Consider the following 24,586-nt stretch of genomic DNA (forward strand, 5'->3'; position numbering starts at 1 on the left):
TTTTTTCCTGAAAACACGGAACGTATAAAAATCTTCATTAACTTTGAATTACAAAGTGCTTTTTAACTATGATCACAAAAAACATAAGGCTTATCGGCATACTGCTCACAGTAGGTTTGCTGTTGCTCATACCCCTGGTAGCCATGCAGTTCACCAGTGAAGTGGACTGGTCTCCATTTGATTTCCTGGTGATGGGCGTCTTACTGCTGGTCACCGGACTTATGTGTGAGTTTGTTTTGCGGAAGGTAAAGAAAACGGCCTACCGGCTAGCGATTCTTGCTGGTATACTGGTTGCCTTTCTGCTTACCTGGGCTGAGCTGGCGGTGGGTATTTTTGGGACGCCGTTTGCGGGAAGCTGAATGCAGCCCCGGGCATTGCTGCTATCGTACTTACCTATGTCAGTGAATACCTATGACTGAATATGAACCAGGATGATTTTACTTTAGAAAGCAGTTGAAGAATAAATTCAGACAATCAAAGCTTATACCACGCATAAGCAATGTGGTGAACGCCATTATATACAATAAATTTACATGTATTTACACCCTGTTGACTGCTAACATGTTAAATTGTTAACTCCTTCTTCCCGCCCCCCTATTTCTTATACTTTCCCTATAAAAATTGCTGCCTCCCTGCCTCCTTACTTTCTTTGCTGTACCGCCAATATCCATCTCCATATCTCCATACCCAAACCAACAAATAAATGTTATGAAAACACCTTTATTCCACGTGCTCGCCCTTCTCCTGCTGGGAGCAGGCGCCACCCTATCCGTACATGCACAAAGCGACGGCCTGCCGCGCGGCGCTACCCAATTGCCCTATATCCGCTACGAAGCAGAAGCGGCCACACTGGGCGGCGGCGCCAGTCTGCAGCAGTCGCCACAGTTCATCCAGTCAGACATTGCCTCTGAAGCATCCGATCAAAAGTATGTTAGCCTGGGCAGCAACGGCGCCTCGGTAGAATGGATGCTTACGCAGGCCGCACAAGGCGTGACCATCCGCTTTACCCTGCCGGATAACGGGAGCGGCACCGGGCAATCAGGCCCGCTGAGCGTATATGTGAACGATGTGCTGGTGAAGACCGTTACCTTATCCTCCTACTGGGCATACCAGTACTTTAACGGGGAAGATCCCCAGCAAACGCCGGGCACTAAAACCTTTATGCGTTTTGATGAGATCCATTTCCGGCTGGATAATGCCATTCCTGCAGGCGGTAAGATCCGGCTGCAGAAAGACAACAGTTCCCTTACCTATGGGATAGATTTCGCAGAGCTGGAACCCGTACCACCGGCATTATCCCAACCGGCCAATTACCTGTCTGTAACCAGCTACGGCGCCACACCGGATGACCAGACCGATGATTTTGCCGCCTTTAACCAATGTATCGCTGCCGCAGCCGCACAGGGTAAGCATGTGTACATTCCGCAGGGCCGTTTCCTGTTGAGCGATAAGCTGTCATTAGACGTGACTAATATGAAGATACAGGGCGCGGGTATCTGGTATACGGAAGTTTATTTCACTACTGACCGCCAGTTCTATGGCGGCATCATGGGCCGGGCCAGCAATGTAGAGATCTCCCATTTCTCCATGAATACGGCTAATAACGACCGGCTGAAATATGATGAGCCTAATCCGCGTGTTCCTGCAGAAAAGTACAAGATCTACAAGGGTTTTATGGGCACGTATGGTGCCAACTCCTATGTGCATGATATCTGGGTAGAGCATTTTGAATGCGGCTTCTGGCTGGGCGGCTATGATCCTCCCTACCCTATAGATATCACCACCAATATGGTGATCTCCAAATGCCGCATCCGCAACAATTATGCAGACGGCGTCAATTTCTGCCAGGGCACTTCCGGCTCTGTGGTGGAACATTGCAGCGTACGTAATAACGGCGATGATGCCCTGGCCATATGGCCGGCCAATGCAGCAGGTAATAACCAGACCTGCCGGAATAACATTTTTCGCAACAACACCATTGAGAACACCTGGCGCGCCGGCGGTATCGGCATCTTTGGCGGTACGGGCCATGAAGTGCACCATAACCTGATCAAAGACGGCGTAGCCGGATCGGGTATCCGCTTTACCAATGATTTTGGCGGTTTTACCTTTGAGTACCCCGGCGATCCGATCCGTGTATATGAGAACACCATCGATGGCTGCGGCACCAGCTATGACCTCTGGAACCAGAAACGCGGCGCGGTTGAATTCTTTGCCAACACCGGTATCTTCAACCTGCAGTTTGACAATAATACCATACTACGTTCTCAACGCGATGCCGTGCAGCTATTCGGCAACAACATCCATCACCTGGTGTTCAATAACACCATCATCGATGGCACAGGCCTGGATCCCATCACCCGCGATGTACCGGCAGATGTATACGGTGGTTTTGGCATTTACTGCCAGGCTAATTCACAAACGGCCACCTTTAACAACCTGACCGTTACCAATGCGGAATCTGGCACCTATATTAACCGCAACACCAACTTCCAGCTGATTATCCAGAATGCGAATATCCCCGTTACCGGTGTGAGCATTATTACCCCTGCAGCAGATACAACCCTGGCTACAGGACAATCAGTAACGCTGCGGGCAGCCATACAACCGGTAGATGCTACGAACAAGAACATCAGCTGGTCCAGCTCCAACCCGGCAGTGGTAACGGTAGATGCCAATGGCAAGGCTACCGCTGTTGGACTGGGCACTGCCACTATTACGGTGTCTACGCAAAGCGGATCGTTTACGGCTACACGTAAAATATCTGTCGTGCCCGGTGTGAATGTTGTTGCTACAGACGCTGCCGCGGCAGAAGGCGGCAACACAGGTGTGTTCACCATCAGCACACAGGGAATTTCGCAAAATATTACCGTTGGGTACATCCTTAGCGGCAGCGCCGGCGCCAATGATTATGTTGCCAGTCCGCCGCTTACAGGCACTGTTACACTTACCCCTGCCAGTCCATCCGCCGCTATTACTATTACGCCTGTGGATGATGCCGTCTTTGAAGGACCGGAAAACCTGCGGATCACTTTACAACCCGGCTCCGGATATAACCTTGGCGGTGATACTACTGCGGTGATCATTATTACGGATAATGATAACCCGCCCTGCACTTCGCCGGTAATTGCACAGGTGTCAGGCAGCGCACCGGTGATAGACCAGAGCATAGACGCGGTCTGGAGTATAGCGCCTGCAATGAATATCAGCAATGTAACCCTGGGCGGCCTGCCCGGAGATTATGCCGGCAAATGGCGGGCCTTGTATGATAACAACAACCTGTACCTGCTGGTAGAAGTGAACGACGCTACCCGTATCAATGACTCCGGCAGCAGCTGGTGGGAAGATGATGTAATAGAGATCTTTATAGATGCGGATAACAGTAAAGGGGCATCCTATGATGGTGTGAATGATTTCCAGCTGGGCTTTCGCTGGAACGACAATACGGTGCACACCGGCGGTAGTTCTGTAACCAGCACCACCGGTATCAATTTTCAACAGTACGCTACCAGCAGCGGGTATAACCTGGAAGTGGCAATCCCCTGGTCCACACTGGGCACTACGCCTGCCCTTGGTAAAGCTATTGGCCTGGATGTACAGGTGGATGATGATGACAACAATGGCACACGCGACGCCCAGATCGCTACTTTTGCCACCACCAGCATGGCCTGGTCTGATCCGCGGCTGTTCGGCACTGTTTATCTTACCACCTGCAGCGGCAATAATAACCCTCCTGATCCGCCGGCTGATTCTACCGGTAAGGTGTATGCCGTTCGTGTGACCGGCAACGTTACCGTTAACGGCAACCTGAATGAAAGCGCCTGGAACCTGAGCCAGTACATTTCCAAGCCGACTGTCGGCGCGCCCAATAATACGGCTACATTCGGCGCGTTGTGGGACAATAACAACCTGTACATCGGCGTGAAAGTACTGGACGCTTCCCTGTACAACGATTCTCCCGATGCCTGGGATAATGATGCAGTAGAAATATACATTGATGCTAACAACAACAAACTGTCAGTATATGATGGCAGCGATAACCAGCTTATTAAAACCTATAGCGGCAGCGGCCTTTTCACCAAAGTTCCCGTTAGCGGCGTGCAGCATGCCTGGGCGGCCATCCCCGGCGGTTACAGTGTAGAAATAAGCATTCCCTGGTCGCAACTGGGCCTTACACCTGCAGCGGATCTGTCTATTGGTTTTGATATAGGTTATGACGATGATGATAACGGCGGCGCACGCGACGGACAAGCGGTATGGTATGGAAATGTAAATAACTATACCAATACCAGCGGCTTTGGTACGCTGATCCTTGCTGGCGACAACGCTGCAAGGCAAAGTGGCCTGTTTGTATCTGGCAATAAGCTGCGGGCTGCAGCAAAAGGCCAGTTACTCATCTCACCTAACCCCGCTACAGCAGGACAGGCGAAAGTAAGTCTCTCCGGACTGCAAGGCGGCGGCGCTTTACAGGTGTTTGACCTGCAGGGTAAGATGGTCCATACAGAGCGCCTGCAAACGCAGACCACCCTGGATCTTAGCCGTTTACCCAAAGGTATGTATGTAGTAAAATATGTGATCGGCGAAGTAGTGGTTAATAGTAAACTATTGATCCCGTAATGTGGAAAATGCGCTGGTATGAAGCCCTCCAAACCTTATTGGAGGGCTTCTTTTTTACTTGAAAGCTGGAGGGGTTGGGTGTTATTTAAAATTCCTTCCATCCGGAAAGAGCATTTCTATGCTGGCGTCCTTTCCATCTTCTGTGGCAGGAGCCGTTAAGCCCCGTAATAACTTTGATACATCATTACAGCTGCTGAGGATCACATGTATCACATCTCCTTCCTTTTGCAGTTTGCCTTCTACCATTAACATTCTTGCCGGCAGGATCTCTTTCCTGTACTGATCGAAAAACTTTTCAAACACCACCAGGTTAGCGGTACCTGTTTCATCTTCAATGGTAATAAAAAGAATATTATTGGCAGTACCCGGCCGCTGACGAACCAGTACCAGTCCGGCAACTTTTACTGGCATACCATCGCTCATATGATCCAGCTCCCGGATGGGGACCACCCGCAACAGCTCCAGCTTTTCCCGCACAAAGCTTACGGGGTGGGCTTTTAAGGACAAGGAAGTGCTTGCATAATCATGGACCACATGCTCCGACAAGCGCATTTGCGGCAACGCTGCAGGGGCTTCTTCAGCGCTTTCAGAAGGCTGGCCGGTAAATACACCGATAGGACGGTCGTGCAGGGCTGATACCTCCCATAATGCCTGCCGCCTGTCCATTCCCATAGAGCGGAATGCATCGGCATCAGCCAGCTTCTCGATGGCTGATTGCGGCACACCTGCATCACGCAGGGCATGCACATGGGTATAACCGTTCCCCCTGGCGGCTACCAGGGTCTGCATATCATCCTCCCGCAGCCCCTTTACCTGGCGAAAACCCAGGCGCACTGCATAAGGCTTGCTTTCCTTGTTCTCAATGGTATTATCCCAACGGGAAAGATTAACATCCACCGGTCTTACTTCTACTCCATGCTTCTGTGCATCGATCACTATCTGCGCCGGCTGGTAGAAACCCATGGGCATGCTGTTCAATAAAGCGCAGGCAAAAACATCCGGGTAATAACATTTGATGTAGGAAGAAACATATACCAGCAGGGCAAAGCTCACGGCATGACTCTCCGGGAAGCCATAGCTGCCAAAGCCTTCCAGCTGTTTAAAAATACGGTTGGCATATTCAGGAGCATATCCCTTTCTGATCATGCCCTGCACCAGCTTCTCCTCGAAATTAGACACCATTCCCTTTGCTTTGAAAGTGGCCATACTGCGGCGCAGCGCATCTGCTTCCGTGGGCGTAAAGTCTCCCGCTACCATGGCAATTCTCATGGCCTGTTCCTGGAATAAAGGAACGCCCTTTGTTTTCTTTAATATCTCTTTGAGTTCTTCAGACGGATATTCTTCCGGCTCCTGGCCATTACGCCGGCGCAGATAAGGATGCACCATATCTCCCTGGATAGGGCCCGGCCGTACAATGGCCACTTCTATCACCAGGTCATAAAATTCCTTTGGCTTTAAACGTGGCAACATAGCCTGCTGCGCCCTGCTTTCTATCTGGAATACCCCAATGGTATCCGCACGGCTGATCATTTCATATACGGCAGGATCATCCTGTGGTATATTGGCAAGCGTGTATTCCCTATGGTGATGATCTTTCAGCAGATTGAAAGCCTTCCGTATACAGGTCAGCATTCCCAGCGCCAGTACATCAATCTTCAGAAATCCCAGTGCTTCAATATCATCCTTGTTCCATTCAATGCAGGTACGGTCTTCCATCCGTGCATTGAGTACAGGACAAAGATCCGTGAGTTTGCCTTCTGTGATCACGAAGCCACCGGTATGTTGCCCCAGTTGACGAGGAAAGCCCATATATTGTTCTGTAAGCTGTATCACTTTGCTGAGATGCTGATCTGTAGGATCCAGTCCCTGTTCAATGATGCGTTTCAGCTCGATCCCATCCTCCCTGTAATGCCAGCCTGCACCTGCCAGGAGGTTAAGGGTATCTACAGAAAGACCCATGGCTTTGCCTACATCGCGCACGGCTCCTTTCTGGTGTAATTCAGTCACGGTAGCAACAATAGCGGCCCTGTCACGCCCATACTTATTGTAGATATACTGCATAACTTCCTCCCGGCGCTCATGTTCAAAATCCACATCTATATCAGGCGGCTCATTCCGTGCGGCAGAAAGGAAGCGTTCAAATAAGAGATCAAATTTTTCTGGATTAACGGATGTTATACCGAGGCAGTAGCAGACCGTAGAATTGGCGGCAGATCCGCGGCCCTGGCAGAGAATGTCCCGGCTCCTGGCAAAACGCACGATATCATATACGGTAAGAAAATAAGATGCATAGTTCCGTTCTTCAATAAACTGCAGCTCTTTTTCAATGTTACCACGTGTTTTCGCTGGGATCATCTCTCCAAACATCTCCTTTGCCCCCTTATACACCAGGTAGCTGAGCTCTTCCTGTGGAGTACGGCCTTCGGGCACCACCTCCTTTGGATAAACATACTGCAGCGTATCCAGCGAGAAGCGGCAGGCATCCGCTATTTCCTGTGTACGGCGGATAGCATCGGGGTACTGATAGAAAAGGCGGAGCATTTCCGTTTCCTCTTTCAGGTACCTTTCTGCATTCTCATGCAAACGGTAGCCGGCCGTATAAATGGTGCATTTTTCACGGATGCAGGTCAGCACATCCTGCAGCTGCCGCCGTTCCGGGCAGTGATAATGAACATCATTAACGGCGACCATCGGAACATGGAAACGTTCGGATAATTGAGCAAGACGGTACAGTTTTTTCTGATCATCCCCCTGGTAAGAACGGATGGCGCCGAGGTAGAGATCAGCGCCTAAGGCCTCCCGGTAGGTGTTGAGCGCCTGGATAAAAGCGGGGTCCAACTCAAATTTTTCATTCAGTGCAACAGGTGGTACCGCAATAAATTTCATGCCTGCTGCATGGGCAAAAACATCTGCTTTATACAGCTCGCATTTACCTTTCTCTGTACGCAGATTCCCTTTTGTGAGCAGTGCAGAAAGCCGGCCGTATGCTGCCTTATCGGTAGGATATGCCAGCAGGGATGGACCATCCAACAGATCAAGACGGCAGGCCGGAATTAAACGGATGCCTTTTTCCTTAGCGGTAACATGGGCGCGTACAATACCGGCCAGCGTATTTCGGTCTGTTACGGCTATAGCTTTGTAGCCGTAGGCAGCTGCCTGTGCTACCAATTCTTCAGGGTGCGAGGCGCCCCTTAAAAAACTGAAATTGGTTGTGACCTGCAGTTCAGTATAGTGTAATATTTCTTTTTCCTCTTTCATGCAAAAAAACCATGGATGAACCAGGCTTTGGGATTATCCACATCATAATGTCCTGATCTGAATATCCAGTAACGCCGGCCATTTTCATCTTCCACATAATAATAATCCCTGTGCTCTCCAGGGTCCAGCCACCATTCTCGTTCTATGCGTTCCGGTCCATCTGCTTTTTTGATATGGTGTACAACGCCTTTGTAAACAAACAGCATGGGCGGGTAATCCGGTATTGGTGCAGACACTATTACCGGTTCTGGCTGGTCCAGCAGGCGGATAGGGCGTGGCCTGTCTGAACGCCATGGTATGGCTGGTTTTTCGCCAAGCGAAGTAGCCAGCCTGATGGACCGTTCAGGCCAGTGATGCTCATCCGGCAGATAGCGGCGGATACCATCTTTGGCAGCTTTGGCCGACAGGCGGTCCAGCAATTCAGCCAGTCCGCTATCTTCCATTACGGCCGCATCGCGCCAGAGCGTTTCCTGGGAGTTTGTAACTTCTTCCACTTTGGGGGCTTCCAGCACAAACAGCTCAATACCAGGATCGGGACGGATCTCATTTATTTTAAGCTCAAACAGTTTGAAAAGATGTGTTACATGATGGGAAGCACGGTTAGTGCCGATAACCGCCTGTTCTACCTTGCCGTCCATACGGTAACAGCTGAGCGTGGCGGTACGAAGGCCTTTACCTTCCTGCTGCAAACGCTGACACAGGGTGTTTAACAAACGCTCCAGGGCTATTTCAATCCCTTTGCGTGTAAGGATCGGTTCCAGGCAAGGCAGCCGTTCCTGGTAAGGCTCAACAGGCTCTAAAGGCAGCATGGTCTCCCGTTCCATGCCGGTAGCCTGATCCAGCCGCAGCAGCATTTCAGTACCAAAGCGCCGCCGCAGAGCCGCACGTTGCATACCAATAAAACTGCCGATGTGGTGGAGGCCCAGTTTCAGCAGGCGCTCAGTGACTGCGGGCTCCAGGCGTAAGGCTGCCGGGGGCAGGGGCAGCAGCGCCTCACGCTGTGCACCGGCAGGAATGATGGTGATGATCTCTTTTACGAAATGTGACACCGCCCAGGCAGCGCCAATGGTATCTGCCATGGCGGCGTGTACATGGTAGCCGGCAATTTTCAACCTCATGGTAATGTCTTCCAGGTAGGGCCGCTCTCCTCCCCACAGATGCGCGCAGCCGCTGGCGTCAAGGATCAGTCCATCGGGCAGGTCTGCTGCTGTTACAGGCGTAAAACGAATGCACCATTTGCCCAGCGCATCCAGGAGCTTTGCTGCCTGTCCGGGAATATCATCTATCACCTGCAGGGATGGATGCACCGCCCTGGCATCTGCCACCGCCATACCTGCTGAAATACCTTGCCACTGTGCCACCGCACTGGCAGCCGTGATCATCATCCGGCCATGATCCGGCGCTGCCAGCACAAAAGCAGTATTGCGCAGCTCCGGCCGGCGGATGGCGAACCAGTCTGTCATTAAATGCGGAAACCATATGTGAACAAAGCGTTGTGACATATCTAATATGTTTGGAAGTTTGACGGTGTCTTACATTATCAGGGCGCTTTCAAACTTTCAAACGCTCAAACCTTTAAACTCTCAAACGTTTTTGATGATCAGGCTGCATTATGTGTGCTGTTAAGAGCTGGCATCTGTCGCCCGACCATTCTACGGGCCAGACACCCGGGCGGCCGTTGCGGATCTTCAGTAATGCCACCTGCCAGCGGGGGAAACCGATGCCAGGCATGCCGGCTTCCAGCTCACTGGGCAATGGTGTGATCTGCCAGCGGGATACGCAGGCGTTAACACCTGTATAACGCGGCTGGTGACGGATGATGAACCCGGTAACGTTACTTTGCTCTACTGCCAGCTGCAGGCGCCGGGAGGCCATGAAACTGAGCTCTTTTATCTCTGCTACCACCGCTGCCAGGCCTTTACATTTCAGCGCTTCCTCCATGGCCCAGAGCACATCTCTCTCCCGCTCCATTGTCACAAAAATGACCTGGTCAGGTTCAATGCCAAACACTTTCAATGCAGGAGGAAATAAGGAGCGGGCAGTACCGATCCACAGGCAGGCGCCGTTATTTTGCATCAGCCTGCCCAGGAGGCCGCTAATAAAACCAGCTGTTGCGGCGGAGTGTTCCGGTGCAGTGCTCAGGAACTCATGAACAGCATCTGTAGGAAAAGTAGCGTTGGGAAAAGCATGTTTAATGGGTCCTAAGCCAAGGTCTGCCGCAGTGCTCTTGGCGGTAGACCTGAAACCTTGCAGGGAAAGAATGTCCCTTTGCAATTGTGCAATAATATCTGCTTTGCTTCCCCTCATGGGTAGATAAAAACGGTTTAGAAAAACAAACTAATTTGTTTAGCAAACATACTAATTTTATTAGTATAACAAGCAGCTTATTTAGGGGCACACAAGCAAACATGCCTGTTCCTGAGGGAGCAGGCGAAATATTTTTTTACCGGTAATGCTGGTCAGGAAAAAATCAGTCCTTCTCCAGCAGCTGGATGCCTGTTTTGGTAAAGGCTATTTTCTGCTGCTTATACAAAGCGCCAGTGACCATTTTGAAGGTCTTTTTGCTCATGCCGAAGAAGGCATAGATCTCTTCAGGGTCTGATTTATCATGATAAGGCAGGTAACCGTTATTTTCCTGCAGCAGCTGTAATATCCTGCCGGTTTCATCTTCCACTTTCTTATAACCTGGCTGTCCGGCTACCACATCAATCCTGTTCTCTTCCTTGATCTTTTTGACAAAGCCCTGCAGGCGGTCGCCAATATCCACCGGGCGGAATACCTCATTAAAATGCAGCAGGCCTGTATGCAGCTGGTTAATGATCACTACATAACCCAGGTCGGTACGCCGGTAAATGATCAGGTCTACAGGGTCCATTTCCTTAACGGTCAGCTGCTCATTGCTCAGGTAGGGATCTATTTTTTCTGTGGCGGCAATACGGCCACTGAGATTATCCAGGTAGATCTTTACCAGGTATTCCTGGCCTTTGTGCATACGGGTAAGCTGCTGGGATTTGGGCACAAACAGGTCTTTTGCCAGGCCCCAATCGAGAAAGGCGCCCTGTTCAGTAGCGTCTACCGCTTTCAGGTTCACGATGTCGCCTACAATGCCTTTAGGCCGCTCCGTGGTAGCTGTAAGCCTGTTCTCCGAATCGTGGTAGAGAAACACTTCCAGCTCATCCCCCGGTTTAGCTCCGGCCGGAACATATCTTTTGGGCAGGAGGATCTCCTGATCGCCCCCATCCATAAACAATCCGAAATCAGAACTTTTCTTCACTTTAAGCTTGTTATAGGCGCCGATGGAAATCATTAATTAGCAGTTAGTTGTTAGCTGTTAGCAGTTAGTTAGTTATCAGAGATGAAAGCGGGTTAAGGCCGCGATGATCCATACAAAGGTACAATATCAGAAGTATTATTTGTTATAAACTGTTTTTCAATTAATTACAGACATCTTTTCACACCGGAGGGTAATGTTTAAGGACAAAGCAATCAGCACTGAAAATATTTTTTATCCCTGCTGACATAAGGCTGTCACTTTCACCTTGTTGCTTTGTATCATAAAACACTACTACTATGTTACAAACCGCCACTATCCCACAGACTTCCACCCGTCTTGCCACACTTACCCGTGATTATGCAGCTTACAACCATTGGGCCAATGAACAGCTGGTTAACTGGCTGAAGAATAAACCGGCCCATCTGCAGGAGGAAGCGGTGGCATCCAGTTTCTCCGGCATCAAACAAACTTTATATCATATTCTGCAGGTACAGGAATGGTGGTTATCCAGCCTGACGGGCGTAACGCCGGAGCTTGCTTATGGCGCCGTTTTTATGGGCAAAGTGGAAGACCTGTATACGGATATCCTGGAACAGTCTGCACAATTTGTACAGCACCTGCAATCACTCAGCGATGAAGAACTGGCAGAAAACTGTTATGTAGATATTCCCTTTGTAGGAGAAGTGAAGCGCCCTGTATTCGAGATCGTTCAGCACACCATGAACCACAGTAGTTACCACCGTGGACAGCTGATCACCATTGGTCACCAACTGGGCTGGCATGATGCGCCTATGACAGATTATATGTTCTATCTTTTAATGGCTAAATAAACGTAGTTGCAAATGTGATAGAAATTCGTTTAATTCGTTGAACCTACCCTATCATCATGACCAACTGCAAAAACTGCGGTGCAATACTTACCGGCAAGTACTGTGCACAATGTGGGCAAAAAGCCTCGGTAAGCCGCTTCACCATGCCAGCACTGCTGCATGAGCTGTCTCACAGCATCACACACCTGGAAACAAATATCCTGGGGCTTACTGCAGCCCTGATCTCTCAGCCCGGTCAGACCGCGCGTAATTACCTTGAGGGTCAGCGGAAGAAGTATTTTAACCCCTTCATCTATTTCCTGATCATGCTGGGCTTACAGAGCCTGGCATTTTCATTGGTACATCATGCGCCCCCGCACGCCACCCCGGCGCAGCTGGAGGCTTACAATATGCAGACGTTCATCTTCAAATACCTTAAGATCTTTTTCGTATTCCTGCTGCCGGTCAGCGCCCTGCTGATGTACCTGTTCTATCGCCGGCACAACTTCGCAGAATACTGTGTGATCAATGTGTTTATAGCCGGCACCATCTCTTTGTCACACATATTGCTGTACCTGCTGCTGGGCACCAGTATGGAGGCAGACAGCAAGACAATGCTGTATATACAACTGCTGATAGCGATCAGTTATACCACGTTTATGATAAGTGGATTATACCGGGAAATACCTTTATGGAAAGTGTTGTTGTACCAGGTGATCATCACCATCCTGTATTATAGCTTTAACGTAGTACTGGTGATGGTGGCTATTAATTTATTCAGGCATTAGTGCTGCCGCTTACTCTCCCAGATAGAAATGAAAACTATCGCCTCTTAAGCCCACACGCATTGCTTCGAGGGCGATTACCTCATAGGCCGGGATATTACCCAGGTTAGCATTGCAGCCTATCAGGTCAAGGAAGTATAACTGCTGATTTTTGAGGGGAGCTTCCCAGATGATCTTTTCATGGGATATGCGGGTAAGTATTTCCTGTACCAGGCCTTCGCGTACTTCGCCGGAATCGCGGTAGATGCCAACGGTACCGTTTTCACCGGCTTCGGCAACAATATATTGCGCGCCGGCTTCCATTTCGGCATGCATTACTTCGATGTATTTGTAGGGCGGTGTAATATGCTGGCGGTCTTTATCTTTTGACCCTACCTTGCTATAAACAGTGCCCAGTTTAGCCAGTTTTTCAATATAACCACATTTTTCTGCGTGGGGAATGGTAATGGCGCCGTCAGACACTTCGATATGTGTAATACCGTACTCTTTGATCGCTTTCACAAAATCATCATACTGGTTGCGGACCAAAAAAGCTTCAAATAGCAGTCCGCCAAAATATACAGGGATATTATATGACTGGTATACTTTTATTTTCTCTGCCAGATTAGGCGTAACATACGCCGAGCCAAATGCGAGCTTTACAACATCTACATGAGGAGCGGAAACAGAAAGAAAATCTTTTGTATCCTGCAGGCTAAGTCCTTTGTCTGTTACCATTGTCAGTCCAAAAGAGCGTGGCTGTGCTGTACGTCCGGGTATCTTGTCCAGGTTAAAATTCATAGTACCAGTTTAATTAAGGCAACAAATATAGGATCAATAATGAAAAAGTCGGAGGTTTAATGTTTGAGGTTTGAAGTTAGTATGAGGTTTGAGGTTAAAGACAAGTGTGCCTTATTGGTATACTAACCAACAACCTTTAACCTCAAACCTCAAACTTCAAACATTACAGCAATAACACATCTATCCTGTGCGCCTGCACGGCCTGTGCATGGGCAGACCAGGAGAAGACGGTGAAATAGCCGTCCTGTGATGCTACCAGGGCGAGGGAGTCCCGCTGATCATGTATAAACTGTGCGGCCGACAAATGCCGGGTACCTCCCACACTGGAAGGGTGCAGGGATATGGGATGCCCGCCAATAACAGGTTCTGTAAAATGCATCACCTCTACCGGAGTTGAGTTATTGGCACGCGCGATCTTTGCACCAAAGGTGAGCAGCTCATGACGGTCATTGATCACGGTGGCGCCATCCACTGCCGTGAGGCCGGTAATGTTCTCTACCTCTCTTCTGAGGGCGTTTTGCCAGTAAATGTCGCTGGCTGTTCCCCCATCCCGCCGTACCAGGTCTGACACGCCGGAAAACGGCGGAGACACCGGGTATTGCAGGGGATGAATAATAGACTCTTTCCAGCGGTCATGTGCGGAAGGCGTTACCAGTAAGATACCGCCCCGCCCATGCGCCCGCATAGATACGGCGATCTGTATCAGTACATTCACGGGATCGTTCCAGAGGGCGGAAGAGCTCAGGCCCAGCAGAGAAGTCAGAATAGCCGGGCTGTCGGGCGCCAGTCCGCTGTTCTCGTCTACTATTTTAATCTGGTCGCCACGCAAAACCGCCACGTTGGTGAATTTGCCCAAACCGATGATACGGCGTTGCTTAACTACCAGCAGCGCGGGTTCTGACACATCCAGCACAAAACAATAATTGGGCAGTTTGATCGTAGTGCCCCAGATATACAGCTCGGAACCTTCATACCATACGCCTACATGTACGCCTGCACGTTCTACGCCTGGCGCCAGCTTTGTCAGCACCTTTACCGTGAGCGGCATACGCTGCTCGAACAACAAGGGTTTTCCCGCCTGGTTGGGTCTGAGAAAAGCCAGTGATATCTTGGTGGAGTTTCCTTCTTCTTTACGCAGGCTGGCCCAGAAGGCCACGTCGATCATTTTTTCAACAATCCCTGCATTGGGCGCGCAGGCCAGGTCTTCTTCCCCATTCTCTTTGGCGACCGCCAGGTGTTTGAAGAAATGCGTTTCTATAATTTCAGCCACCTTACTGGCAGCCTGGTAAGTTGTGTCATTCGTCAATTCCATACGATTACTATTAAATCCTTTTCAATTCAGTCTTGCAGCGGCAAAGTTAACCATTTTCAGGCATTAGGCCTGAGCACGCCCTTGTCATGAAACAGTAAAGGCCCACCTTGCCTGGTGCGCCTTTGTCCGTTTCCGGACATCCCTTGTTCACATGCGTACAACACAGGAATGTTACTACTCAATAAATGCAGTACTGTTGCGGGATGTATGAAATGGCAACCTTCTTGCTTTGCCCTGGTGGGATATTTCCCACTGATGACCAAAACTACATGCTATGTTCAGAAACTATTGCAAAATAGCTTTTCGCAACCTGCTTAAACACAAGACCTTTTCCATCATCAACATCTTTGGCTTGTCGCTTGGCATGGCCGTGGCCCTGTTGATAGGGCTCTGGGTGTGGGATGAGCTGTCTTACGATAAGAACTTTGAGCATTATGACGAGATAGCGGAGGTATGGCAGCGCCGCAGCGGCAACGGCGAAACGGTTGCCTTTGCAGGTGTGCCCATTCCCCTGGCAGCCGCCATACGGCAGTCATTTCCGGAAGATTTCAAACAGGTGGCAAATGTAGCCATGAGCGGCGAATGGCTGTTCTCCTACGGGGACCGGGTATTCAGTGTCACCGGTGGCGCAGCGGAGCCCGGCGTACCCGATCTGTTATCGCTGAAAATGTTGCAGGGCAGCAGGGCAGCACTGAAGGACCCCGGTACTATACTACTGGACCGCAGCACGGCAAAAAAATTATTTGGCACAACAGATCCTATGGGGCAGCCAGTTAAAATAAACAATATCCTGACCCTGAAGGTGGGTGGTGTATATGAAGATTTTCCTGCTAACTGCACTTACAGCGATATCAGTTACATCATGCCGTGGGACTTCTATGTTAACTCCTGGGATTGGATACGGGCGATCAAAGACAAATGGGATAACAGCTCCTGCGGATTACTGGTGCAATTAAATAAAAAAGCGGATGCTGGTAAAGTGTCTCAGAAGATTACTGATCTGCTGAACAAACACATCCCTCAAAGGGATGATAGCAAAACTGGTTTGTTCCTTCATCCCATGCGTAAATGGCACCTGTATTCAGAATTTAAGGATGGCGTTAACAGCGGCGGCCTGATCACTTATGTATGGCTTTTTAGCATCATTGGGTTTTTTGTGCTGCTGCTGGCCTGCATTAATTTCATGAACCTGAGCACCGCCCGTTCTGAAAAACGCGCCAGGGAGGTTGGTATCCGCAAGGCGATCGGTTCCGAACGCATACAACTGATGGGCCAGTTTTACAGCGAATCCATACTGCTGGCATTATTTGCGCTGCTGCTGTCTGTGCTCTTTGTGCAACTGGCAATGCCCTGGTTCAACAACGTATCCGGCAAGCAGATAACAGTACCCTGGTTTAATCCGGTATACTGGTGTGTTATGACCGCGTTCTGCCTGCTCACCGGGCTGGTTGCCGGCAGTTATCCGGCTATATACCTGTCTTCCTTCCAGCCCATCAAAGTGCTGAAAGGTACTTTCCGTGCAGGGCGGCTGGCCGCTATTCCGCGGAAAGTGCTGGTAGTGGTACAGTTTACCGTTTCCGTACTGCTGATCACCGGCACTGTGATCGTTTTTAAACAGATCCAATATGCCAAAAACCGTCCTGTTGGTTATGACCGGGAAGGCCTGCTGGCCATCCGTGAAACTACACCGGAGGTATATAATAACTATCATGCGATCAGGAACGCACTGCTGGCTACGGGCGCTATAGTGGAGATGGCAGAATCACAATGCCCTGTAACAGATATATGGGCAGGTGCTGGCGGCTTTGAATGGCAGGGAAAACCGGAAGGCATGAAAGACCGCTTTGCCAACATTGAAGTAAGACATGAATATGGTAAGACGCTGAGCTGGCAGTTTCTGGCAGGCCGTGATTTTTCAAGCGCCTACCGCACTGACTCCAGCGCCATCATCCTGAATGAAACCGCTGTAAAATATATGGGGTTGAAAGATCCCGTAGGGCAGATAGTACGCTGTAACGGGGAAGCCCATACGGTGATCGGCGTTATCAAAGACATGATCATGGCTTCTCCCTACGAGCCCGTACCGCCCACTGTTTACAGTATACTGCATGTAGGAGGTAACTTTATCAACATCAAAGTAAACCCTGCTGTAAGCATGAGCAAGGCGTTGCCGCAGATTGAAGCGGTATTTAAAAAATATAACCCGGCCGCACCTTTTGAATACACCTTTACCAGCCAGGAATACGCCAGGAAATTCGGTGCGGAAGAACGCATCGGCAAACTCTCCGCCGTATTTGCCTGCCTGGCGATCCTCATCAGCTGCCTGGGTTTGTTTGGGCTCTCTTCCTTTATGGCGGAACAACGCACCAAAGAGATCGGCATCCGCAAAGTGATGGGTGCATCGGTGTTCAACCTCTGGCGTATGCTTTCAAAAGATTTCGTGTTACTGGTCATGCTCTCCTGCTGTATTGCCCTCCCATTTTCCTGGTATGTCCTGCAGCAATGGCTCGGTCAGTTTGAATACCGTACGTCCATTTCCGTTGGAATTTTTGTGAGCGTTATGGCCGGGGCGCTCTTTATAGCATTATCAACCGTTAGTTATCAGGCAGTTAAAACAGCACTGGCCAACCCGGTAAAAAGTCTGCGGGCGGAATGAACATAATGTGAATATCATTAGTTATTCACACCGCGAGGAATATAAAATAATTTCTATATGTTTACACTGTGTTAATCCCTGAAGAAGTTATTTTATCATTCCTATGCCGACTACAACCATTGGCCTGAAGAATGCCCGGTTACTGACATTCAATGTAATTGGGCTTGTTGCCCTGCCATGTTTCTTTTCCGGTGATACCGGCGTTGCGCACCGCACACGTCAGCTACCGGCGTTTATCAATCAGGACCTGCCTGCCTGGCAGGATCCGGGGGATGACACCATCAGCATCTCCATTGTAGGTGATATGATGGTGGGCTCCAGCTATCCCTCACGCAACCAGTTGCCGCCCGAAGAGGAAGGCAGTATCCTGCAGCATGCCCTGCCCTACCTGCAGCAAACCGATCTTCGTATAGGTAATCTTGAGAGCGTTATTGCAGACAGCGTAGCCGTATATAAGAAGTGCGGGGTTACACAATGCTATGCTTTCTGTACTCCGCTGAAATATGCACAGTGGTACAAAGATGCAGGTTTTGAATACCTTAACCTTTCCAACAATCACTCCTTCGATTTTGGTCCCAGGGGTGTACAGCATACACTGGATTTTCTGAGCCGCAACAACATCCGCACCAGCGGTGTACAACAGCACCCTACAGACACACTCACTGTAAAGAATACACGCATAGGGTTTGTTTCCTTTGCGCCACACAACAACTGCCTGAACCTGAACAACGATTCGCTTGTACAGGCGCACATTACACAGCTACGGCCGCTCTGCGATGTACTGGTGGTGTTCTTTCATGGTGGTGCAGAGGGTTATTCCCGTACACGCACCCCCAAGGCAAGAGAATTCTTCTACGGGCAGGATCGCGGTGACGTGGTTCGTTTTGCGCACCTTTGCATTGACGCCGGCGCCGATATGGTGCTGGGTTCCGGGCCGCATGTAGTAAGAGGCATGGAGTTGTACAAAGAAAAGCTGATCGCCTACAGCCTGGGCAACTTTGCCACCTATAGCCTTTTCAACCTGAAGCATCCTTATAACCTTGCGCCGCTGCTGCAGGTAAAGATCACCAGCAGGGGTCAGTTGATCTCACACAAAGTAGTATCCTTCCTGCAGCATGGAGAAGGCATACCAAAGCCGGATTCCACCATGAGCGCATTCAAACTTATGCGCACATTATCGCAGCAGGATTTCGGATATAATATGGATACTACGCTGAACAGTTATGCGGATGCCAACTAGCGAAGCATTTGTAACCAATATCCATTATTTATTATGAAAACCAGATCTTTCTTTTCCCTCGTCGCGGTACTTTGTACCCGCATGGCCTTTGTCCTTGCATGCACTATCATGCTAAACAGCAAGTTACAGGCCCAATCCCCGGTTCCCTTTACTTTAAACAACAACTCGGCTTACCCGGACGCCAATGTGTATGTGGCTGTTGTTGGGATCATTAATGACAACTATGTATGGATCGATCCGAAGACCGGCGCAGTAAACCTGATGAGCGTAGCCAACAACACCGTACCCGGGCCCGTGATCAACGGCAACCAGGGCCCCGGCGGTAACGGCCGTTACGCCAATTGCTTTGCCCGGCTGAGCGAGATCCCTAACAAAACGATCAGTATTCCGGCCATTAAGGGATGCCGTATGCTGATCTCTTTCAACTCACAGCTATTCCTTTACTTCTTTGGCGCATCCGGTGCACCAAGCGGTTATGCGGCGCCTGACCTGGCCAACCCGACAGACCCGAACCAGGGCATCCGCTTTGAGACCATAGAGATCGCCAATGCGCCTAACGGGCTTTGGACCAACACCACGCGTGTAGATCACTATCAGTATCCTATGGGACTTGAAGTATGGGGTAATGGCGGCTTCTACCAGAAGGTAGGCGAGTTCATACCGCACAACCAGATCCTTTCTCTGTGGCAGTCTACCGCCCCTGCTGAATTTGCCGCTTGTTATGATGCTGCCAACGGCATCATCAAGTTCCCGTCAAAGACCAGTGCCTTTAAGCCCGGCGGGCCACAGGCCAACTACTTCAACGCTTATGTAGACGCTATCTGGTCTAAATACCGCAACGGCAACCTGGTCTTCAATGCAGGCGACGCCGGGACATTCAACGGCCGTGTATCAGGTGATGCATTTATTTTTACCAGGAGCTCAGACGGCCAGGTGGGCACCATTTCCCGTAAACCTACCAATACCGAAGTGATGGAAGGCAGCGGTGTAATGGCCACCGGCAGTGACCTGGATAAAGTAGTACAGGCACAAATCTGTGCTGCGATCAACCGTCATGCCATTGACCTGAACCTGCCCACCGGCGCTACACAGGATCTGGCTACTGCTGCTAAGTACTACCAGACCGCTCCCTATAACTGGTATTGTAAATTCTGGCATCGCAGCGATATCAGTCTTCAGAGCCTTACTTATTCCTTCTGCTATGATGATGTGTTCAACTATTCGTCAACCATCAACAGCTCCTCTCCTATACGGGCCACCGTTACGATAGGCGGTTTTGCAGGCACTACACCCAGCGGTCCGGTAACTGCTTATAAAGACTGCAATTACGGCGGTTATGCAGTAAGCCTGGGCCAGGGCACCTATACCCTCAGCCAGCTGAACGCATTGGGTATTCAGAACGATGATATTTCATCGCTCAGAATAAGTGCCGGCTATAAGGTAACCCTTTACAAGCACGACAATTTTGGCGGGGCCGCACTTACCCTTACAGCAGATGATAATTGCCTGGTGGATAACGGCTGGAATGATTCTACCAGCTCACTGAAAGTAGAACCGAATAGTGCTTCCTTCTCTACCGTGATCCAGGCGGAAGATTACAGTTTTATGTCCGGCATTGATGTGGAGCCCACTACTGACGCAGGCGGCGGTCAAAATGTAGGATGGATAGACGCCGGCGACTGGATGTCGTACCCGGTAACGATTCCCGCTAACGGCACCTATCGTATAGACTACCGCGTGGCAAGCCCGAATGCCAACACTTCCCTGCGGCTGGAGAAAGATGCCGGCGCCACCCAGTTAGGCAGCGTAACAATACCCAATACCGGCGGATGGCAGAACTGGACCACCGTTTCACATACGGTAAACCTGCCGGCCGGCAGCTACGATATCGGTATTGCCACCACTACCGGCGGCTTTAACCTGAACTACCTGACCATTACCAGTGTGTCCGGCGCAAGGCTGGCTCCGCAGATAGCCGCCGTTCCGAAGGCTGATGCACCTACTGTTACATTATCCCCCAACCCGGTAAGGGAGCAACTCCAGCTGCGAGGTAATGAGAAGGTGTACCTGATCAGCATTTACGACATCAACGGCCGTGCGATCATGACGGTTAAGAAGCCGGGCAACATCATTCCGGTGTCATCTCTCACTCCTGGTGTGTACATTGTTGTGTTAAAGCAGCAGGATGGCAGTCGGCAGAGTATCAAGATCATTAAACAATAGGAAACCATTCTGCAATAAAAAAGGAGGGCGTATGAATAAACAATACGCCCTCTTCCGGGGTCACCATTCCTGGTGACCCTTTTGTGTAGAACCTTTTTCTAAAACCAATTATTGCCGGTATTTGCCTCAGACAATATCGTCAAGGTCTTGCATGTATGCCAACATCATCTGACTTCCAACTCAGAACGCCGGTTCATTTTATATTCTTCTTCCTTACAGGGTACGGCGTCTTTACATCCGTTTACCGGCTCTTTTTCCCCTTTATTGCTGTAATAAAGCTGTCTGGGATTGATGCCTTTACCCACGAGGTAATCTATCACCGCAAAGCAACGTAAGGCTTCAACACCGCCGCCACCATGTCAAGCGCCTTTCGGGATTCCGTGAGCAGCACAGCACTGTTGTAATCATAGTAGAACTTCAGCTGTTCCAATTGTCGTTTGTCTTCTTCCTCTTCTGCGGTATGTGTACGGGGAGTGGGCGCCGGCCCGGCTGGCGGTGTAATGTGGTTCACACGATTGAAGTAATCCGGGTCTGCAAAGTAGTAGATATCATCCCTACTGATCACCTCCGTTGATTATGACGATAACGCGGAAAAGATGATCAAGGATTTTCTGACCCAGAGCGAGGAAATGCTTGAAAAGGCAGGATGTAAAAATATACAGCAGCATGATAACCACCAGGCGCCCGGACTGGATATCCATGAAATGGGCGGATGCAGGATGGGAACTGATCCAAAAACGTCTTTGCTGAATGAATGGAACCAGCTGCATCACTGTAAGAATGTGTTTGTAACGGATGGTGTGTGTATGACAAGCACCGGGAACCAGAGCCCGAGTTTGCTGTATATGGCGCTGACGGCGGGAGCGGTGGGGCATGCGGTGAGGGAGATGAAAAAGGGGAAGGTGTAGGGATTAATTTCCCACCCCCATCACCACTTCCAGCTCCTTCCCCTCCTCCACCACATGATCCGGCTGTACGCCCTTCCCTTCCCACGACACCTCCGTTCCCGGCAATACCGGCGCTGCCGTAGATACTGACACATAGATCTCATCATTCACAGGGTACCAGCTGTTCATATGCGCACCACCGGCAGACGGCTGCCCGATGATCACCGCGCGGCGTTGCGCCTGCAGCGTAAAGGCAAACGCTTCTGCTGCCGAAGCCGTATTTTTGTTCACCAGGATGTACAGCGGTTGTTTATATTTCTCCTGTGTCAGCCATCCTACTGTTTTTACACTTTCCAGTATACTGTTGCGTCCTTTCACCTCCAGCAAAACTTTATTCGCAGGCAGGAAGAAGCTTTCAAACACGGGCCCTATATCGCTGCCACCGCCGCCGTTATCCCGGAGATCGATCACCAGGGCGCGGGTATTGGCTACCAGCTGCATGGCAGCATATAATACGGGCAGACTTTTAACAGAGATGTTGATCTCATCTACCTTGATATACCCGATATTATGATCAAGTATTTTCACTTCGCGGAAGCCGTAGTTCCTGTTACGTGCATCGGGGCCATGCAGGAACAGATCTTCCTGTTCGGCCGTACTGTCTTCAGGCACCTGCAGCGACTTTACCGTTGGGGGATCATAGCGTACATACAGATGTCCGTCCTTCCCGGATGTTTTTATGATGCCCGTTACCAGGGAATCAAACACCTGCCAGTTACCGGCTTTATCCAGCGCACCGCGGCGGTATTGTTGTAATAAATCAGTTGCGATCTGTTTTCCTTTTTCCTTAAATACATAGTGCTCTTTGATCAGGGCCGCAATGTTGTTAACGGCGCTGTCCTTTGTTTGGGAAGTAAGGGGGCGCCACTGCGCTTGAACAGGTAATGATAACGCTAAGAAGAAAATAAACAGTTTCATGATAATACAGGTAATGATCTGTTACAAAGATCCTGTACTGTGCGTTCCTGAAATAGCATGAAATTAACCTGTTCAGCATTTGCGGTACTGGCCGGGCAGCATACCTGTGCCCGACTTAAAAGTGCGGGTAAAATGGCTCTGGTCCGAAAAGCCGCATTCATAGGCAATAGCTGTTAGCGGCCGATCAGTACCGCGCAGCAGCGTCATTGCATGCTCTATCTTCACCTTACGCATATACTCGCCCAGTGTGCAGGAAAAATAACGGGGAAAATAACGGGAGATCGTTACCGGGTGAATATGTAAAATATCAGAGAGGTCTTCCAGAGAGAACGTCTCGTTCCAGCAATCATGCAACAGCTCACGCAGCTGGTCTGCCCATGGCGGCCTGCTGCCTGTAGCAGGCGCCTGCAGCAGCTGCAGCACCAATGCCTGCACGGCGGCCGCTGAACAGTCATCTTTTATCCTGGTCTCCTGCCAGATGCGCACCAGCGCAGGCCTGAGCCCCGCATCCGCTGTTCTTACCGTAAAGCTTAACTGGTATTCAGACAGCCATGCATCGTCGATTTCAACATTGATATTGCGGGAAGGATGCCGGGTATGGCGGTTGCGGTGCAGCTCGCCGGAATGATACAGTAACACACTGCCCGGACAAACCTCCTGCTCTCCCCGCCTCCGCTGCTCCAGGTTGCCGCCATCCAGTATAAAAGTGATGTGATGCTGCGCATGGCAGTGCCACCCTTCAAATACTTTTTCACGATAGACGGTTTCGGTAACCGCTATCCCTTCTGTATAAAAGCTATGGGCGCTGTCGCCAAGAAAACTGGCCTTTTCCAATCTGAGCATAATACTATGATGCAGGTGTAAAGATATTCCATAAATGGCAGCCACAGGCATAATGTACCCCGTAGTGGGTAAAAGACCCTTACCCCGACTTTGCCAGGAATGACGGAGTGGTGCTGGCAGCAGCATTGAAGTATGCGTTTAAGTGAAGGCTTTCTGCCTTGTGCGGGAGGATCTTCGCATGGACATCCCCCCTGCCGATGCCGCCATCAGGCGCTGAGAAGATACGAATGCGCGTACATTCAGCTGCAGGGAACCATCCACCGCTACCTGATAATTGCCTGTCTGCAGGCGTGCATGCTGCCGGCGAATCACGCGTAATACCTTTACCGGCGCGGCCCTGGGTGGCTCCGTTTGCTGTACCTGCAGCAGGGGCGCCGGCCTGTATTCCGCCTTCAGCTGCGCCATTACCAGTGCTGCCTCCATGCCTTTTTTAAGCAGTTCCATAGCTTTCCCGGTGAGGCCCTGGAAGATCTCACGCTTCCTGCTCTTACGCGGCGTAATACGGTACACCTCGGACGCAATGCGCGAGGCCTCCGCCAGGAAACCGGCATAGCGCATGGTACGCCTAAATGCGGGAGACCGTTTTACCCGCCTGCGGCTCAGGGAGCTCTTACGGCGTACATAATACTGGCCGTCCATCTGGTAATAGCACAAGCCGTTAAAAGTGCCGGTGATGAAAGTGGGCCCTTTCTGCTTAGCCATTGTCAATCATTTTAACTGTTAAACAATCCAATAAAGTTACGATGGGGGAGGGAGAAAAAAATTGATCCGGATCATTAAATTGGCCTTGCGGAAAGGCCCGCGAACGCTGTTCGTATTACCACCGAACGCTTTTTGTGTAGCTCACGAACGCTTTTAATGCCGGTATCACGCGGGCACCACTAAGCTAAGACGGCTGCACTATGAGGAGCGGAAACGGCCCGG

At 50.3% G+C, this 24,586-nt stretch carries 18 protein-coding genes; 8 read left to right on the forward strand and 10 right to left on the reverse strand.

Annotated features, from left to right (window positions below; all coding sequences use genetic code 11):
- Positions 1-68 precede the first annotated feature (68 nt).
- Positions 69-359: a hypothetical protein gene (locus tag Q0577_RS20490; RefSeq protein ID WP_298739620.1), complete on the forward strand. Its 291-nt coding sequence runs from the start codon at positions 69-71 to the stop codon at positions 357-359.
- 349 nt (positions 360-708) lie between these two features.
- Positions 709-4,617 carry a sugar-binding protein gene (locus Q0577_RS20495; RefSeq protein WP_298739623.1) on the forward strand — a complete coding sequence of 1,303 codons (3,909 nt, stop codon included), beginning with the start codon at positions 709-711 and terminating at the stop codon, positions 4,615-4,617.
- Between the two features lie 81 nt (positions 4,618-4,698).
- Here the strand turns inward: Q0577_RS20495 and Q0577_RS20500 are convergent, their stop codons facing one another.
- The 4 genes from Q0577_RS20500 to Q0577_RS20515 all read right to left on the reverse strand — a co-directional run bounded on the left by Q0577_RS20500 (position 4,699) and on the right by Q0577_RS20515 (position 11,182).
- Positions 4,699-7,875, reverse strand: a complete 3,177-nt coding sequence (locus tag Q0577_RS20500) for an error-prone DNA polymerase (RefSeq protein ID WP_298739626.1) — start codon at positions 7,873-7,875, stop codon at positions 4,699-4,701.
- The gene (locus Q0577_RS20505; RefSeq protein WP_298739628.1) at positions 7,872-9,377 is read right to left on the reverse strand and encodes a DNA polymerase Y family protein; all 1,506 of its coding nucleotides are present in this window, start codon (positions 9,375-9,377) and stop codon (positions 7,872-7,874) included. The genes Q0577_RS20500 and Q0577_RS20505 overlap by 4 nt, the downstream gene beginning before the upstream one ends.
- A gap of 73 nt (positions 9,378-9,450) precedes the next feature.
- Positions 9,451-10,182: an Error-prone repair protein ImuA gene (locus Q0577_RS20510; protein ID WP_298739630.1), complete on the reverse strand. Its 732-nt coding sequence runs from the start codon at positions 10,180-10,182 to the stop codon at positions 9,451-9,453.
- 163 nt (positions 10,183-10,345) lie between these two features.
- Positions 10,346-11,182: a S1-like domain-containing RNA-binding protein gene (locus Q0577_RS20515; protein WP_298739634.1), complete on the reverse strand. Its 837-nt coding sequence runs from the start codon at positions 11,180-11,182 to the stop codon at positions 10,346-10,348.
- Between the two features lie 263 nt (positions 11,183-11,445).
- Between Q0577_RS20515 and Q0577_RS20520 the strand changes: the two genes are divergently transcribed.
- Complete coding sequence (locus Q0577_RS20520; protein WP_298739636.1) at positions 11,446-11,979, forward strand: DinB family protein; 534 nt, start codon at positions 11,446-11,448, stop codon at positions 11,977-11,979.
- 56 nt (positions 11,980-12,035) lie between these two features.
- The gene (locus tag Q0577_RS20525) at positions 12,036-12,746 is read left to right on the forward strand and encodes a DUF3667 domain-containing protein (RefSeq protein WP_298739639.1); all 711 of its coding nucleotides are present in this window, start codon (positions 12,036-12,038) and stop codon (positions 12,744-12,746) included.
- 9 nt (positions 12,747-12,755) lie between these two features.
- Here Q0577_RS20525 and Q0577_RS20530 read toward each other — a convergent pair whose 3' ends face one another.
- Positions 12,756-13,523 carry a phosphosulfolactate synthase gene (locus tag Q0577_RS20530; protein ID WP_298739641.1) on the reverse strand — a complete coding sequence of 256 codons (768 nt, stop codon included), beginning with the start codon at positions 13,521-13,523 and terminating at the stop codon, positions 12,756-12,758.
- A gap of 163 nt (positions 13,524-13,686) precedes the next feature.
- Positions 13,687-14,835 carry a putative sensor domain DACNV-containing protein gene (locus tag Q0577_RS20535; RefSeq protein WP_298739644.1) on the reverse strand — a complete coding sequence of 383 codons (1,149 nt, stop codon included), beginning with the start codon at positions 14,833-14,835 and terminating at the stop codon, positions 13,687-13,689.
- A 274-nt stretch (positions 14,836-15,109) separates the two neighbouring features.
- On the opposite strand from Q0577_RS20535, the gene Q0577_RS20540 reads away from it, so the two are divergent.
- The 3 genes from Q0577_RS20540 to Q0577_RS20550 all read left to right on the forward strand — a co-directional run bounded on the left by Q0577_RS20540 (position 15,110) and on the right by Q0577_RS20550 (position 20,954).
- Positions 15,110-17,491, forward strand: coding sequence for an ABC transporter permease (locus tag Q0577_RS20540; RefSeq protein WP_298739646.1), 2,382 nt, complete (start codon positions 15,110-15,112; stop codon positions 17,489-17,491).
- A 103-nt stretch (positions 17,492-17,594) separates the two neighbouring features.
- Positions 17,595-18,731, forward strand: a complete 1,137-nt coding sequence (locus Q0577_RS20545) for a CapA family protein (RefSeq protein WP_298739648.1) — start codon at positions 17,595-17,597, stop codon at positions 18,729-18,731.
- 33 nt (positions 18,732-18,764) lie between these two features.
- Positions 18,765-20,954 (forward strand): beta-1,3-glucanase family protein, encoded by a 2,190-nt coding sequence (locus tag Q0577_RS20550; RefSeq protein WP_298739650.1) that lies wholly within the window; start codon positions 18,765-18,767, stop codon positions 20,952-20,954.
- A gap of 316 nt (positions 20,955-21,270) precedes the next feature.
- On the opposite strand, the gene Q0577_RS20555 is transcribed toward Q0577_RS20550, so the two are convergent.
- Positions 21,271-21,519: a hypothetical protein gene (locus Q0577_RS20555; RefSeq protein ID WP_298739653.1), complete on the reverse strand. Its 249-nt coding sequence runs from the start codon at positions 21,517-21,519 to the stop codon at positions 21,271-21,273.
- Between the two features lie 31 nt (positions 21,520-21,550).
- Here Q0577_RS20555 and Q0577_RS20560 point away from each other — a divergent pair, with 31 nt between their 5' ends.
- Positions 21,551-21,862, forward strand: a complete 312-nt coding sequence (locus Q0577_RS20560) for a GMC oxidoreductase (protein WP_366884798.1) — start codon at positions 21,551-21,553, stop codon at positions 21,860-21,862.
- A gap of 3 nt (positions 21,863-21,865) precedes the next feature.
- On the opposite strand, the gene Q0577_RS20565 is transcribed toward Q0577_RS20560, so the two are convergent.
- The 3 genes from Q0577_RS20565 to Q0577_RS20575 form a co-directional block, all read right to left on the reverse strand.
- Entirely contained in the window at positions 21,866-22,819 is a 954-nt protein-coding gene (locus Q0577_RS20565; RefSeq protein ID WP_298739654.1) for a S41 family peptidase, read from the reverse strand.
- A 72-nt stretch (positions 22,820-22,891) separates the two neighbouring features.
- Positions 22,892-23,662 (reverse strand): AraC family transcriptional regulator, encoded by a 771-nt coding sequence (locus Q0577_RS20570; RefSeq protein ID WP_298739655.1) that lies wholly within the window; start codon positions 23,660-23,662, stop codon positions 22,892-22,894.
- Positions 23,663-23,800: 138 nt separating this feature from the next.
- On the reverse strand, positions 23,801-24,364 hold the full coding sequence (locus Q0577_RS20575) for a hypothetical protein (RefSeq protein WP_298739657.1): 564 nt from the start codon (positions 24,362-24,364) through the stop codon (positions 23,801-23,803).
- Positions 24,365-24,586 lie beyond the last annotated feature (222 nt).

This window comes from uncultured Chitinophaga sp. (assembly GCF_937898475.1).
Taxonomy (GTDB): Bacteria; Bacteroidota; Bacteroidia; order Chitinophagales; family Chitinophagaceae; genus Chitinophaga.